This window comes from Bacteroides salyersiae WAL 10018 = DSM 18765 = JCM 12988, from assembly GCF_000381365.1.
Lineage (GTDB): Bacteria > Bacteroidota > Bacteroidia > Bacteroidales > Bacteroidaceae > Bacteroides > Bacteroides salyersiae.
In genome coordinates this window covers 1340960-1356423 of record NZ_KB905467.1, presented here as the reverse complement: position 1 = coordinate 1356423, position 15464 = coordinate 1340960, and the positions used below count along the sequence as shown (strand labels likewise).

Below are 15464 nucleotides of genomic sequence, written 5' to 3'. Positions count from 1 at the left end.
GCTGCATAGTAACTTTCAACTTTCAACTCTCAATTTTCAACTGAACAAATACTGCCACGCTGCATAGTAATTTTCAACTTTCAACTCTCAACTTTCAACTGGACAAGGCTTTTAACTGAATAAAGCAGCCTTTTCACTATCATCTTCAGCTTGTCCTGTGCTATCGGCTTCGTTATGAATTCATTGCAACCGGCATCCTTGGCGGCATTCCGGTCGTATTCGTAGGCGAATGCACTCTGCATGATGATAGGCACTTCCGGAGAAAGTTCGCGGATGATTTTTGTAGCTTCCAGGCCATTCAGATTCGGCATTTTGATATCCATCAGAATCAGATCCGGTTTGATTTCATCGAATAAGGTAACGGCTTCCATGCCATCCCGGGCACGTACCAAGTTATACATCTTTCCGAGAATGGCATGCAGCAGTTCGTAATTGCTGTCTGTATCCTCGGCGATGAGGAGGGTAGGCTTGACACCTCCCGAATTGGCACCTCCCGGATTGCCGTTTTCCGGGTTTGCGGGCGGGGCATCGGCAAATAGCTCCGGACAGGTATCTTCCGGATTCTCTACCTCCTTTGCCGGTAGCCAAAAGCTGAATGTGCTTCCCTTGCCCGGCTCCGAGGTTACGGAGATCCCGCCACCCAGCCGTTCGATGATCGTTTTGCAGATGGAAAGCCCCAACCCCGTGCCTTGTGCGGTGCTGTTCAGCTTCATGAAACGTTCGAAGACCTTTCCCACCTTGTCGGGGGCAATGCCCGTGCCGGTGTCCGTCACATGGAAAACGATCCGTTCGCCCTCCCGCCGGTATCCGTAGCTGATGCTCCCTTCTTTGGTGAATTTAAAGGCGTTTCCTATCAGGTTGGAAATCACCTGGAAGATGCGGTTCTTGTCCGAATCGATAACAAGTATCTCGTCCGATGGTTCATAGATCAGTTCCACTCCGTCCGGTGTACGGAATATGTGTGCATCGTATATCTCTTTGCAGAGCTTGTGCAGTTTCACGGGGCCGGAGGAGAACTCCACGATGCCCGATTCGATTTTCGACAGGTCGAGTATCTCGTTGATGAGTTGCAGTAACCGTTCGTTGTTGGCGTCTACGATTTCGTAGTATGCTTTCCTCTCGTCGGCATCTTCGCTTTCGGCGATGATGCGGGAGAAACCTACGATGGCATTCAACGGAGTGCGTATCTCATGGCTCATGTTGGCAAGGAAAGCCGATTTCTGCTTGTCCGATGTTTCTGCTTTCTCTTTGGAGGCCTGCAGTTCGCGTTTCATCAGTTCCAGTTGGGTGATGTCCCATTCGATGCTGATGATGACCGGTGAGAAGTCTTTGCTGTCTACCTTTATCTTCTGTTTGTCCAGAATGAGGAGGTTGCCGTTTTCGTCTTTGCCTTCCAATATCCAGTGTTTGCCTGTTCCGGTGGCTGCAATTTCCATGTCCTCTTTCCGTTTCTGTTCGGCCAGTTCCGGCGGATAATAATCGAAATCGTTTTTACCGATGGCATTTTCCGTGCTGACTTCCTGATTGGATATTTTCCGGCTGGATGATCCTTGACTGTATGATCCATGATCGGATGCTTCCTGATCAGATATTTTCCGGTCAGATGCTTCCTGATTATACGCTTCCCGGTTGCGGTATACGTAGCGGAAGTCGTTATTGATATCTTTCACAACGATGCCTGCCGGGAGATTCTTCATCGTGGTGTCCATGATCCGGTTCAGCCGTTTGATCTGCGACTCGTAGCGCAGGCGTTCCGTAATGTCATGCGTGAACGACCAATAACTGACCTCGCCCTCATCACTGGTGACATGATACATCGTCCCTTCAAAAGCTTGTATTTCCGTATTGTCCGGCACCGGATGATAGGCGATGAAGTCGGTGTAGTTTTTCTCTTTCGTCTGTTCACATCTGCGTTGCCAGGCATTCGAGCCGGACATGTCTCCTGCCAACTCGTAAATCTTATAAGAGCTGAGTTCCCGGTCGCTCTGTATCCTGTGGTTCTGCCGGAACAGCCTGTTGGTAAATATCAGCGTGCCGTCTTCGCGGGCGGCAAATATGCTCTCTTTGGCATTGTCGATGGCATGTGTGAGGGTGTTGATGTCATTCCGGTGGCGTTGTATGTCCGTCACGTTCTGTATATAGCCTTCTATATAGTACGTGCCGTCGGGCTGTTCCTCCCGGACGCAGGTCTGGATTTGCAGGTAATAGATGCTGCCTTTGTGGCTGATGCGGTAGCTTGCGCCATTCTCGTCGGGTTGCCGTTCGTTGTTCTCGAGCCATTGGGCAAACACGGCCTTGTCTTCTTCCACCACCAGCTCACAATAGCGGTCGATGGGGATGGACTGCAATTCTTCGGAACAGAGGATATCGGTATAGCCTTGATAGTAGAAGATGCGTTCATTGCTGGCATATTTCCACCGGCCGATCTGTGCTGCTTTCTGGATGGCTTTCAGCTCGCGGTTTGTGCGTTCCAGTTGCAGCTTGACGTTGCTCCGTGCAGTGATGTCCCGGTATTGGCATAGCACCATGTCGTCATACGGATGCATGATGCACTTGAAATAATAGGTGCCGTCCGGCAGCTCCAGCCTGTAATTCCGGCTGACGGTTTTTTGTTCGTCGACCACGCTCCGGAAAGTCGGTACCAGCTTCTCCCGCGTGTGCAGGGGCAACAGGTCGAATACGTTCTTTCCCAGGAGGAGCTCCTCCTTCAAAAACCAAAGATCGCTGTGTGTGTCGATGTCTATGCAAACGCCTTCCTGCGAGACCAATAGCATTGTATCGGCCGTTATCCGGAGAATTCTCCGGGCGTTTTGCGGATGATGCAATATTCTGTTCATGTGTGTATAGATTTATAGGATTTATGATTTATGACTTATGAATCATGATTCGGAACTTCTTTTGGCTTTTTCCCACACGCCTGTTCCGCGTTTTTTCTTCAGGTAGCCGATTCCTTTCAGTACGTTGACGTTCATGAAGAGGAAGTAGTAGGGGATGAACAGGAGCTTGTTCTTTATCTGTTTGGTAGACAGATAGTAACCCCACAGGCCGAGGACGTAGAACAGGATTTGAAGTACCAACAGGACACCGTATAAGGTGCAGGAATCGCCTGCAAGCCCCTTCATCAGCAGGAGCAGCGCATTGAGCGGCAGCAGCAGGAACAGCAGGAAGGGGGTGACGGACCATCTCAGCACCCGATGGGATACGTACTGGAAGCTCAGTATCCCGTAGCGGAACGGGTTCAGCAGGGGGCGTAGCCGCCAGATGGATTGCAGTCCGCCGGCGGCGATGCGTACTTTCCGTTTTTCTTCTTCGCGCATGTCTGCCGAACCGCTTTCGATGGCATATGCTTCCGTGCAGTAGGCGATGATGTATCCTTGCATGGCGATGCGCAGCGACAGTACGAAATCGTCCAACAGCGTGTCGCGTTCCATTTCTGCAAACAGCTCCCGGCGCACGGCAAACAATTCTCCCGCAGCTCCTACGGCGGAGTACAGCCGTGCATCGAGCGCTTTCAGGGTGGATTCGTATTTCCAGTAGATGCCTTCTCCTCCGGAGGCGGCATTGTCTTTTGCCTGTACGGCAATGCGTTTTTCTCCGGCCACGCAGCCTACGCGCGGATCTTCAAAGGCGAGCACGATTTCGCGGACCGCCTGCCGGTTCACCATCGTGTTGGCGTCGGTGAACACGACGATAGGGGTATCCACCAGTTTCATCCCCCGGTTCATGGCGGCGGTTTTTCCCTGCCGTTCGGGTTGGAAGAAGACGGTGGCTTTCCCTTCCCAACGGGTGCGCAGACGCTCGTTCGTGCCGTCGTCGCTGCCATCCGTCACCCACACGATGTGCAGTTTCTCCTCGGGATAGTCCAGTTCGAGGGAGTTCGCCATCTTTTCGTCTACGATGTCCGCTTCGTTGAAGGCGGTGATGAAAAGGGTCACTTCGGGCAGATCCCGGTCTGCTGCCGGCAGCACGCGTCTCACGGGCTTCACGAAAAGCTCTTTGAGCTTGACGAGCAGGCAGAGCACGATGCCATAGCCTAAATAGGTGTAGAACACGATGAAAAGGGCTGTCCAAAAGATGATTTCGATCCAAAGGGAATTATTCATGGTATATATTTTTTGTATTCATGGCATATCTGTTTCATTATATTATTCTGCCGGATAATTATTTTTATTGTATTCTGTTGAGTAATGCGGTTTTTCTTTCCGAGTCTTTCAGCATCCCCACGAAGTAGAGGGCATCCGCTTTGTTGGAGGCATTGCTTCGGTCTTTCTCGTATTGCTCTACAAAGTGGGTGGCATGTTCTGCCAAATGTTTCCGGCAGTCGATGTTCAGCATGATTCCTTCTTCGAAGTTATTGTAGGAAAGCCCGCTGACGGCATCATCCGTTTCGACGGAGACGATATCTTCTTTTTTCAGACCGCTCAGATTGACGGTGACCGAAGGGTAATAGAAGCATTCCCCGATTGGCAAGTGTACGGTCAGCTTGATGGTATGTTCGTCAGTCTGTTCGACTTTCACATTTCCGTGCGTGCGATAATAATTGTATTCGTAATACTCTTCCTGTGAGGGGAACCAGACGGAGTCGTCACCGTCTTTCCCGTAGTTATCATTGATCCATTCGAGCAACTTTATCCAGTCATTGTCGGTGTTGTGCACGCCTATATGGACGGCTTTGCGGTTCCTCTCGGGTGCTCTTCGTTGCTGCCGTATTTCGTCTTTTATGTTTTCCTGTACCTCTTCGAACGATCTGTTGAGCGCCACTTTGTCCAGGCTCTCTATTGCTCTGAACGGGTATAAGTCTTCTCCGTTCGATTCGGTTGCCATGGTTCGGATATCTTCATATTGCAGGGCGGCATCTATATAGGTGTCGTTTCCATTAGGGCGGGCCAGCATCTTGCATTTTCTCCCTGCCAGTTGTTCCTGTATTTTGCTTTGCGCTATGCCGTAATGCTGTTTGATTTCCTCCACGTCGTTTACGTTTTCGGCCATTACATCATGAAAGGCGATTCCGACACCGTAGTTCAGCATCTCTTTTATTTCGTCCCAGTTCAGCCCTCTTTTCATGAAAAAGCGGTAATAATCCTTCTCGTATCCGGGATTCACATCCACGTCTTGGTCCATCCACTCTTCTTCTGCGGACAGGGTGGTGGTGAATGCGAACCTGACCTCTTTCCCCGTTCCGTCAGTGCTTCCCAAAGTGCGGACGGCAGGGAGTACATTGGGTGGAAGGTCTCCTTTTCTCAGATGGGCGGAGTTGTAATATAGTTGTGCCGTTTTATCCGGTTCCTGAACGGTGGGGGTGGGATACGGGTCGGAATTGGATACCGGCTTTCCGTTGATGGCGGCCCACGTGCGGCAGTAGGCCGATTGCTTGCAGTCGTCCTGCACCAACAGCAGCAGAAGCGGCTTGTTGTATTTCAAACAAGGCATACCGGCTTCCAGTGGAACTTGTGGGGCATCCTTTACCTTTATGAAGATGCCGGCTGTGATATCTCCCTGCACTTCGTTGCCGAAAGGATAAAGATAGGTCTGTTCCTGAGGTTTTTCCTTGTCATCATCATTATTGCCGCCTTCATGTTGTTCATCATCTCCGGTATACAAGTTGATTTGTTTTATGCAGGAGGTGAACAGCAACATACAGATACAATAAAATATCAGTTTATGGTTCATATTTGTAGCTTTATTTATTTTTCATATATTCGCTTAAAAGTATAGGTTGGTGGCGTTCAAAGAATTTGTGCCTGAATTTGGTCCACATGATATACCATAACGCAGCAAAGGTCTTGTGTAATTCCTTAAAAGGACTACGTGGCGGGTATAGTTTCCTTACCATCTCTTTGTTCCACGGCTTGGTAAAAAAGCGCAGATAGTATTCATCCGTCGGGTTTACGATGAAATCGATTTTTTCTTCCCATTCGTACCGGTTCAGCATCAGGTCTCCTTCGGTAAACCAGAGCAGCTTGTATATCAACGATTGGTAAGGCAGGTAATTCAGGAATAGCTCACCATAGTTATTTTCATAATGGTCGGGCATTTTACTTTTCTCAAAGAGTACGAGTTTGTTGTCTATATCCAGTATAATCCATCGGTGCGATTTCTTCGGAAATAGAAATTCCCCCAACAGGCTGGGAGTTTCCATGTATCCCCGGGATGCTACCCGGCATTGTTCGCTGATAAATTTTTCGGGATTCTCTACATGTTCCAACACTTGGTTGCAGATGACATAATCGAACTCTTTGTCTTTGAACGGTAAGTTTTCACCATCCGCATTGGCAAATATCTGGTGTGGATAGATCTTCATATCTCCACATCGGTGATAATTCTGGTCTGTAAACTTTTCAGTTACAACGTTGGCGCGATGAGACGGGTTGTGTCCCGGACCGACTTCCAATACCCAGTCTCTCTTTTTTATGTGCAAATTATCTCTGTCGTATGGTGTTCTTCTTTTCATACTTTATGAGTTTTACCGGTTATTTTATCAAGTTGGAATCCTCATCCTCATATTTTTCTTTTTGAGTAAACAATCCGGTGATGTTTTTCATCGCTCCGGCTACGCGTACTTTAAAGCTGTTCAGCAGGGTTCCGTCAGTGCCCACCGTGCCATATCCCGTCACTGCGCGTGCCCGGCGTTTGCGTACGAAAGCGATCTTTCCATACTTTTTCAATTCCAGTGCCAATGAGCCGTCTTCGCCACGGATGATATCCGTGCGGATACCCGTTTTCTGCGCCAGATCGGTGCGATAAGCAAACACCAGTCCGCGCACGCTCAGTTCCGGACGCTTGAATGCTTGCAGCCACAGGTGCGTGTCACGGGCGAATTCATAGAATTTCAGTCCCAGCCATGAGTGCTCCTTGTCGGGGATGTAGCTCCACAGTGAGCTGACGGCCACGATACCGGGACGTTCGAGGGCTTCCACCATCGTTTCTACGTAGCGGGGCGGATACAGGGTATCCGAATCTATGTTGATGTGGTATTTTCCCCTTGCATGGTTCAACCCGCACAGGCGTGCAAAACCGCAGCTGTGCCGCGTTTCCGTGTAATAAGGCACTCCGGTGGCCCGGTATATCTCGGCCGTGCGGTCTTTCGATTCGTTGTCTACCCCGATGATTTCTACCGGATAGCGGCACTGCATCTCGCTCAGCGACCACAGGCAGGCCAGCAGATGCCGTTCTTCATTGTATCCGATCAGGGATACGGTGACCAGTGGCTGTTCGGACTGCAATCCGGCCAGTTTGCCGCGTACTTCTTCGACGACTGCTGCCGGTGCATAGGAGAAGGGTTTCTCGTAGACTTGCAGATATTTGCTGTACCATTTCTTCATATTCTGCTTTTTGAGGTTATCTTTTTAGAATCAGTTTCTCGATGCGCCGGATACAATTGTATCCGAATAGCTTTATAAAGAAGGTTCTCGTGCGGTAGTAAATGAACGCCTGGTGTGAGAACCAGGAATTCTGATAGTGATGGATGGCATAGGTGTTGCCGGTGACGATCACCTCTCTGGAGTCGAATATCTTCGGAGAGAAAAAATCGTTGGGCAGCACATATACGGCTTTTTCCATATCCAGACCCTTCAGTGCGTCGATGTTGCTGTCCGTCAGATTGACCACCGGCTTGAAGCGCTGGATGGTTTCGTTCATGATTTCCGGCAGCATGCGGATATCCATCTGTCCGTTTTCCTGTATGAAATTTCTTCCTTTATAGTAGTCCAGACAGGCCTTTATCCAGTCGCATCCTTTTTCGGCCCCGATTATGGCGGCTTCGATCGTGCCTGCGTTTTCCGCACCGACGAAGTAGGGGAGATCCAGCAACGGATCGAAGCTCTTCAAGACTTCCACGTCCGAGTCCAGATAAATGCCGCCGTAGTTGTAGAGGGCGTACAGGCGGATGTAGTCTGCGGCAAAAGCATACTTCTTGACCCGAAAGGCCTGCTCTACCCAGGGCACTTGCGCGATGTCGAACCGTTTCAAGTCCCATAGCATGATTTCATAGTCCGGCAGATGGATTTTCCAACTGTCGATGCATTTTTGTATCTTCTGAGGATAAGGGTCGCCGCTCAGCCAGCAGAGGTGTATTCGTTTGGGTATCATATTTTTCTGATGTTTTGAGGTGGAACAGGCAGTGCCGGCGTCTTCGTGCACGGCACTACTTCGCACAATACTTTCTGCATCTGGCACTTCCACGACAGATTTCCGATGCTGTCGCGTATCTCCCGGCCGGTCATCGGCAGCGACCGGCAGAAGGCCACTATGCCGTCGATGTCCACTGCTGTCTCGTCCGCCGGAATTTTCATCACGTATGCCTTGTCGTCAAAGTCCTCATCGGTTTCCGAATAGGCGAACGCAAGCCCGCGTGCGGCATATTCACGGTTTTTCAATGTTTTGATGTGGGTGATGCCGCTCCGGTGGCGGCCCAGGCTGCCTATCCCGAAATCGGCATGTTCGAAGAGCTCGTCCAATTCGAGGCCATGCCGGGCTCCGTGCAGAATGACGTAGGGTTCCAGCCCGTGTTCACGGATGAGGGGCAGTATTTCTTTCCGTTCGCGTTCGCCCGTCAGTTCGCCTACGATGTGGAAATACACTTTGTAGGATCGTCCGCGGTCGTAGTAGGCGGCCAGTCCGCGCACCAGGCGGTCGAATCCGTGCCAATAATGCACTTCGGCCACCCCTATCAGATGCAGTTCGTCCGAAGTGTCGTTCATGTGCTGCTTGAGTGGCACGGCATCGAAGTCGATGCCGTTGGAAATGCGTATGGCCGGAATGCCGAAAATGGTTTTTGCTGCTGAAAAGGTGACGATTGCGTCCAGTTGCTTCGCCAGTTTTTTGCGGAACAGGCGGTCGATGTAGAGTTTCAGCTTCATTCCGGTGCTGGCGTACTCCTGGTCATAAGGATACGTGGGGATTTCCATGACCACATGCCTCACTTGCCGTTTAAGTTCTTTTATCAGGTTGATTGTGAAAGGATTGGCGTTGTGAAAAGACCGGATGTATACCAGCTCGATGCCTTCGCGTTGCGCATACTCGCAGATGGGACGAAAGAAAAACCTTTTTTTGGCCTTTGCCATCTTTCCCGATCCGAGATCGGCTATCACTTCATCGTTTACCATCCAACGCCGGTTGCCGTCGTCTGTGATCTGGTAATAACACATCCGTACGTCCGCCCCGCATTCGCGCAGTGCTTTTGTCTGGTATCGGATTTTTTTGCTGATACCGTTTGCTTCGTCAAATCCGTGAAAGATAAGAAATAATAATTTCATTGTTTGCTTTAAGGATTTCTTTAGTTATTTTACTTTTTTCGTTTGTGCGCTATTTTTTGTATCTTTCCCATCAGGTCATACTCGCGCGTGATTTGTATATAAATCCCAAAGATAGTGAAACTTACGATACTTTTCAATATAAACGTGAGAAAAATATTCCCGTTGTTTGTCAAGTAATGTAGCGGGATGAGGGCGGCCGCTATGAGCATGCCTGCAATGATGGGCGATGTGAACTGGCGCAGCAGTGTCCACATGCTTCGCCGGAGCGTCACGCGGTACATCTGCCAGTAGCACTGGATGAAGTTGACGCAGAACGTGGTGACGATGCACCATGCCACGGCTTCCAGCGTGCCGAACCAGAAGATGCCGAGCAGCATCCCCGTCACGTTGAGTACGGACGAGAATACCCCGCAGGCGAACAGGCTGCGCGTGTCTCCGGCAGCCTGGAAGATGCTTCCGGAGGAGGAGAGGATGATCTGTACGCCGACCGAGAGCGTGAGTATGCGGAACACCGGCACGGACGGCAGCCATTGCTGACCGAAGATGATCAGCGTCACCTCTTCGGCCGTGAAGAACAGCAGCACGCTGAGCGGTATCCCGATGAAGGCGAGCAGGCGCAGGATGCGTTCGTAGGCCGAGGCAAGCCGGTTCAGGTCGTTCTGGTAATCGCTGAATATGGGGTGCATCACCGGGGTGACGACTTGGGTGATGTTCTGCAACGGCAGCATCATCAGGCGGTATGACTTCTCGTAATATCCCAATTCCGACATGCCCATGTACTTGCCTATCAGCAGCTTGTCGAGGTTGCGGCTGAAGTAGTTGATGACGTTGAAAAGGAACTGGTAGGCGGAGTAGGAGAATATCTTGCGGAGGGCGCCCCATCCGAGCGTCATCGCGGGGTGTTGCGGGTAGCGTTTCAGCGAGATGATGAAAAGGAGGATGCTGGAGAGGATCGGGCTGATGATCAGCGCATACAGTCCCGCGCCGTTCAAGGCGGCTATGACGGCGGCCGTGCCGCTGGCCACCTGCACGGCGAAGCTGCGGAGGGCGATGAACTTGAACTCCTTGTTCTTGAAAAACAGGGCGTTGGGCACGATGGTGGCCGAAGCGAAAAAGAGGTTCACGCAGAGCAGTTGGCACAGGGTGCGCAGGATGGGGCTTTCGTAATAGGCGGCAATGGGCCACGAGGCGGCGAAGAAAAGCACCGAAAGGCCGGCGCCCATCCAGAGGGTGAAGGAGAAGATGTCCGACAGGTCTTTCTCCGTCAATGCCTTGTTCTGCACGATGGCGGGCGAGATGCCCATGTCGGTGAAGATGCTGAAAAAGGCGATGATGACCGTGGCGATGGCTACGATGCCGAAGTCGTCGGGCGTGAGCAGGCGGGCCAGTACTCCGGCCACGACGAGGGAGATGACGATGCCGCTATACTTGGCGAGCGCGGTGTAGAAGACACCGGAAAAGAGCTGTTGCTTGAGATTACTTGCCATAAGCGTCGATATATGCGTTTGCCACCACCTCGAGATTCATATGCTGCCGGGCGTAGCGGTAATTCTCTTCCCCCTTGCCCTGTTCCGCCAGCCGTCCGGCCTGTTCCAGCGCACGTACGATGCCGGCGTTGTCGTCGGGAGAGAAAACCGGGTTTCCGGTCTCGCGCAGCAGTTCGCCCACATTCCCGTTGTCCGGGCCTGCCACCACTTTCCGGAACAGGAAAGCTAAAGGGACGTTGCCCGAGTTCAGTATCCGTTTCCTCTGCACGAATATCACGTCCGATGCGGTGATGTAGTAGGGGAGCTCGTCGTTGTCGATCAGTTCGCCGTTGGCGCCTGCCCGGATGTTTCTCAGGCGGAGCAGAGCCGGTACAAGGTAGTAGCCGGCCAGCGAAAGGAGCCTTTTCAGCGGATTGCGCTGCCCGGGATGTTTGGCAAACGGGAACATCCGGGGGGCCAGCAGGAACTTTCTTTTATTCCGCAAGGCGGAGAAGGCGTCCAGCACCATGCGGATCTCTTCGCGGTTGCGGAATTTTCCGAAGGCGGTGATGATCATTTTATCGGCCGGAAGCCCTAAGTGCCTGCAGGCTTCTTCGCGTGAGATGTTTTCGTTGTAGGTGTTTTCGTAGATATGGTGGGGGATGATGACATTCCGGCTGCCGGGATGCGCCTTTCCAAATTCCTCCTTGCTGTATCGCCCCATATGCACCACTACGTCGCTGCACGATTCGATGAGCCCGTATGCCTGCCGGATGACCGGATTGGCATTGTAGTGCGGACAGGCGTTGTGCCTTGTATAGACGATCTTGCTCCCGCCGTCTTTGAAGTGGCGTATGCGCTGCCGCAGACGGTCTATCACGGAGATGTCCGTACAGTTCCATCCCACCGCCTCTTCGGGCCATTGAAAATGGATGATGTCATAAGGTTCATCCTTTTCCCAGAAATCCCGGTCGGAACAATGCACGTCGATGCCCTGCTTGCGGATGGCTTCGCAGAGTACAGGGACGAAGAGATTGTCTGTGTCGTCTTCTCTGAATACAATTAACACTTTCATATAGATGGGTTTCTCTTGAAATTCGTTTTTAATGGAATAAAAAATCGGAGTTTGTCTTTTTTCTTAATCCATAACCTCCCTCATTCCGGAATTAAGAAGCAAAACAGCCTTTTATAATAAAGGCAAATTTAAGCATAATAATCGATAAATTCAAAGAAACCGGTACGGATTATCGGTAAATAATAAAAGCCTCTCCCCAGCCCTCTCCGTAGGAGAGGGCTGGGGAGAGGCTCCTGTTTATCAATTAATCGGTCACTAATATTAAATTAATCGGTCACTAAACTAACTCAGCTCCCTCTCCCACGGAGAGGGCTGGGGAGAGGCTTTAAAACAGTATCTCCAGCAACTTGTTCGAAATTTGTACGATCCCTTCCGGATCGCCTATCTCGAGATACCTGCACGTATCCCGATAAAAAGTGATCAGGAACGAGTAGACGCACATGTTTTTTATCTCTTTTTCATAATTGGAGATCAAAGGGTAATTGATTCCGGTCTGATAGTAGACTTCCCGTTGGGTGAGATGGCAGTGACACCGGTAGAGCAAAAGGTTTCTTCCAGCTATCCGGCTGATTTCCTGAACTGTCCGACGTATCATGTCGGTATCACTCTGGTAAATGATTCTTTTTTTAAGTTTTTTTTTCTTCATAATGATTTCACTTTTTAAATAACCGTGCAAAGTGACAAAATAAAAAGGAAATATTTGTTACTAAAAACCGTAACAGATATATGAAAACAACTTCCGAGCTTTGCTGCCGGATATTTGTGTCCGTCATTAAAAAATATATTTATGAAGCAGAATTTTTATTTCAAGCACGACGCCCCTTCGGCTACCAACCCGAAATTAGCAAAACTTCTCCAAAAAGAAGGGGCGAGAGGATATGGCGTCTATTGGCTTTTGATTGAACTGTTGCGGCTGCAGACAGATTTTAGCCTGCCTGTCACCGAGACCGCAGGCTTGGTGTCAAGATTGGGGTACACGCAAAAAACGGTGGTGGTTCGCGTTATCGAAAACTATGATCTTTTTTCGGAAGAAAACGGCATGTTTTTTTCTGTCGGATTGATTAAAAGAATGGAGAATTTCTTGAGCAAACGTGACGAGATGTCGAAGGAACTCGGGGGGAGCTTGGAGGATAATGCGCTGATAATCAACTCCCGTTTCCTGCATAACGCGCGTAAAGAAGAGCAGAGAAGAGAAGAACAAGAAAATAACTCTCTCACAAGAGAGCGTGTGAGGGGAGTTCTTTCGATGGATGAAGCCATCGCCCTTTTGCCCTCCGAGCAGGTGTGGTGCGAAGACATGGCACGCCTGTCGGGGCGGGGAGTGGAGTTCGCCGCCGATCTGCCGCAACTGCTCCCGTCGTTTACCGCCTTTCTCCGTCTGCGGGGCGAAGAGCACACGGTGACCGGACTGAGCGATGCCAAACGGCGGTTCATGTACTGGATGAAATCCGATGAAGGGCGGCAGGCGTCGGAGCAACTGCACATTCCGGCCGATGCCGGAGAAGAAAACGACGCCTACCGCTACGAGACGCTGACCGGAGAGCAGCGCACTTACATGGGACGCCCCATACCGGCCGATGCACCGCCACGCCCCAACTCATGGGCGGTGTGGGACGACCAGACGGAGGCATGGACACGCTGAGCACCGTCCTTGCAAGTGCCGGAAACGGTGATTAGGGGCGGTAAGAACCGTGGGAGGCCTCTCCCCAGCCCTCTCCGTGGGAGAGGGGGCTAAGTTAGTTTAGCAAACAATTATTTAATTAATTAATAAACAGGAGTATCTCCCTGCTCCCTCTCCCACGGAGAGGGCCGGGGAGAGGCCTTTTTCCAAATATGAGAAATTTTCATTCTTTCAACATCGAAACCTCCGGACGTACCGGCGGCAAAATAAAGACTCACTGTCCGCAGTGCCACGACCTGCGGCGCAACAAACGCGACAAATCCCTTTCCGTGAACCTCGACACCGGATTGTGCCACTGCCATCATTGCGGATGGAGCGCCCATGTGCCCGACGAAACCGAGCTGCGCGAACGCGAAGAACGGCAGGCCCGCAAGCGGAAAACCGCTTTTTCCTCCTCTTCCGTGCCGGCACATTTCCGCCGCCCGACGTTCAATCCCGCCGCGCTGCTGCTCTCCGAACGGATGGAGCGCTGGCTGGTGGAAGAGCGTTGCATCCCCCAGTCCGTCATCGCCGCGCTGCGGTTCACGGAACAGACGGAAACGATGCCGCAGACCGGACAGCAGGAGAACTGCCTTTGTTTCAACTACTTCGAAGAGGGTGTACTGGTCAATGTCAAGTATCGTAGCGGCGCCAAGCATTTCAAGATGGTCGCCGGTGCCGAGCTTATCCCGTACAACATCGACGCCATCGCGGATACCCCCGAATGCATCGTCACCGAGGGCGAGCTCGATGCCGCTTCCTTTCTCGCCACCGGCCGTGCGGATGCGATATCCGTGCCCTCCGGCGCCAATGGAAACCTCACCTGGCTCGACCGTTTCGTGGAGAGCCATTTCGAGAACAAACGGCTCATCTACATCGCCGTGGATACCGATGCCGCAGGCTTGAAGCTGCGTGCCGAACTTCTCCGCCGTTTCGGCCCCGAACGCTGCCGCATCGTCACCTACGGGCCGGAGTGCAAGGATGCCAACGAGCATCTGGTGAAGTATGGCGTAGAGAGTCTCCGCATCGCCCTGTCGCAAGCCGAAGAGGTGCCGCTCGAGGGTGCTTTCACGGCCGACGATCTTGCCGTGGAGCTGCGTGCCCTTTACGAAAACGGCTTCGGTCCGGGCGCCGAGACCGGATGGGAGAATTTCGACAGTCTATGCACCCTCGAACTGCAGCGCCTGCTGATCGTGACCGGAACTCCCGGCTCCGGAAAGTCCGAATGGGTGGACGAGCTCGTCCTCCGCCTTTGCCTGCGCCACGACTGGCCGGCCGGCTTTTTCAGTCCGGAGAACATCCCGATCGTCTACCACCTCCGCAAGTTGGCGGAGAAGCTCACCGCCCGGCGTTTCCAGCCCGGTCTCGGAATGACGGAGGGGCTTTACGAGCGTATCACCCGTTACTTGGCAAAGCACGTATGCCATATCCTGCCCAAAGAGGACTTCACGGTGGATGCCATCCTGTCGAAGGGTAGGGAACTGGTGGCAAGGCGGGGGATTCGCATCTTTGTCATCGACCCCTTGAACCGGATCGAACACGACATGCGGCCCGGACAGACCGAAACGCAATATCTCTCGACCCTGCTCAACCGGCTCTCCGGCTTTGCCACCCGAAACCACTGCCTGGTAGTGCTCGTGGCCCATCCGCGCAAGATGAACCGCAATGCGATAACAGGGCAGACGCCCCGACCGGAAATGTATGACATAAACGGTTCGGCCGATTTTTACAACAAGGCCGATTTCGGAGTGGTGGTGGAGCGGGATGATGCGACGGGCGTCGTGCGCATCCATGTGGAGAAAGTGAAGTTCAAGCACTTGGGGCATCCGGGAGAAGCGCAATTCGTCTACGATCCCGTATCCGGCCGCTATCTGCCCTGCGAGGAGGACAAGTCTCCCCAGACCCCACCCGAACGGAGGGTGCGGGAAACCCGGTTCGACAATGCCTGCTGGCTGCCGGAAAACACGGAAGAAGGGGTTCTTGAATTATGATTTATGAATTATGACTTA

General features: G+C 51.9%; 12 protein-coding genes. 2 read left to right on the top strand and 10 right to left on the bottom strand.

The annotated features are described in order from the left end of the window. Positions 1–80: 80 nt before the first annotated feature. The 10 genes from HMPREF1532_RS16975 to HMPREF1532_RS21050 all read right to left on the bottom strand — a co-directional run bounded on the left by HMPREF1532_RS16975 (position 81) and on the right by HMPREF1532_RS21050 (position 12441). On the bottom strand, positions 81–2837 hold the full coding sequence (locus HMPREF1532_RS16975) for an ATP-binding protein (protein ID WP_005932250.1): 2757 nt from the start codon (positions 2835–2837) through the stop codon (positions 81–83). Between the two features lie 42 nt (positions 2838–2879). Further along, the gene (locus HMPREF1532_RS16970; protein WP_005932248.1) at positions 2880–4103 is read right to left on the bottom strand and encodes a glycosyltransferase family 2 protein; all 1224 of its coding nucleotides are present in this window, start codon (positions 4101–4103) and stop codon (positions 2880–2882) included. Between the two features lie 64 nt (positions 4104–4167). Next, on the bottom strand, positions 4168–5670 hold the full coding sequence (locus tag HMPREF1532_RS16965) for a polysaccharide deacetylase family protein (RefSeq protein WP_005932246.1): 1503 nt from the start codon (positions 5668–5670) through the stop codon (positions 4168–4170). 10 nt (positions 5671–5680) lie between these two features. Next, positions 5681–6451, bottom strand: coding sequence for a class I SAM-dependent methyltransferase (locus HMPREF1532_RS16960; protein WP_005932244.1), 771 nt, complete (start codon positions 6449–6451; stop codon positions 5681–5683). 19 nt (positions 6452–6470) lie between these two features. Next, positions 6471–7322 carry a glycosyltransferase family 2 protein gene (locus tag HMPREF1532_RS16955; protein WP_005932242.1) on the bottom strand — a complete coding sequence of 284 codons (852 nt, stop codon included), beginning with the start codon at positions 7320–7322 and terminating at the stop codon, positions 6471–6473. A 16-nt stretch (positions 7323–7338) separates the two neighbouring features. Then, complete coding sequence (locus HMPREF1532_RS16950; protein WP_005932239.1) at positions 7339–8088, bottom strand: glycosyltransferase family 32 protein; 750 nt, start codon at positions 8086–8088, stop codon at positions 7339–7341. Next, entirely contained in the window at positions 8085–9254 is a 1170-nt protein-coding gene (locus tag HMPREF1532_RS16945; protein ID WP_005932237.1) for a glycosyltransferase family protein, read from the bottom strand. Before HMPREF1532_RS16945 ends, HMPREF1532_RS16950 begins: the two co-directional genes overlap by 4 nt. Before the next feature lie 29 nt (positions 9255–9283). Then, positions 9284–10741: a lipopolysaccharide biosynthesis protein gene (locus tag HMPREF1532_RS16940; protein ID WP_005932234.1), complete on the bottom strand. Its 1458-nt coding sequence runs from the start codon at positions 10739–10741 to the stop codon at positions 9284–9286. Further along, a complete protein-coding gene (locus HMPREF1532_RS16935; protein ID WP_005932232.1) occupies positions 10731–11795 on the bottom strand; it encodes a glycosyltransferase family protein in 1065 nt (354 codons plus the stop codon). Before HMPREF1532_RS16935 ends, HMPREF1532_RS16940 begins: the two co-directional genes overlap by 11 nt. A 325-nt stretch (positions 11796–12120) precedes the next feature. Further along, positions 12121–12441 (bottom strand): hypothetical protein, encoded by a 321-nt coding sequence (locus HMPREF1532_RS21050; RefSeq protein WP_005932229.1) that lies wholly within the window; start codon positions 12439–12441, stop codon positions 12121–12123. Positions 12442–12582: 141 nt separating this feature from the next. Between HMPREF1532_RS21050 and HMPREF1532_RS16925 the strand changes: the two genes are divergently transcribed. Beyond that, a complete protein-coding gene (locus tag HMPREF1532_RS16925; RefSeq protein WP_005932227.1) occupies positions 12583–13437 on the top strand; it encodes a DUF7833 domain-containing protein in 855 nt (284 codons plus the stop codon). Between the two features lie 191 nt (positions 13438–13628). Further along, positions 13629–15446: a DnaB-like helicase C-terminal domain-containing protein gene (locus HMPREF1532_RS16920; RefSeq protein WP_005932224.1), complete on the top strand. Its 1818-nt coding sequence runs from the start codon at positions 13629–13631 to the stop codon at positions 15444–15446. The last annotated feature ends 18 nt before the right edge of the window (positions 15447–15464 follow it).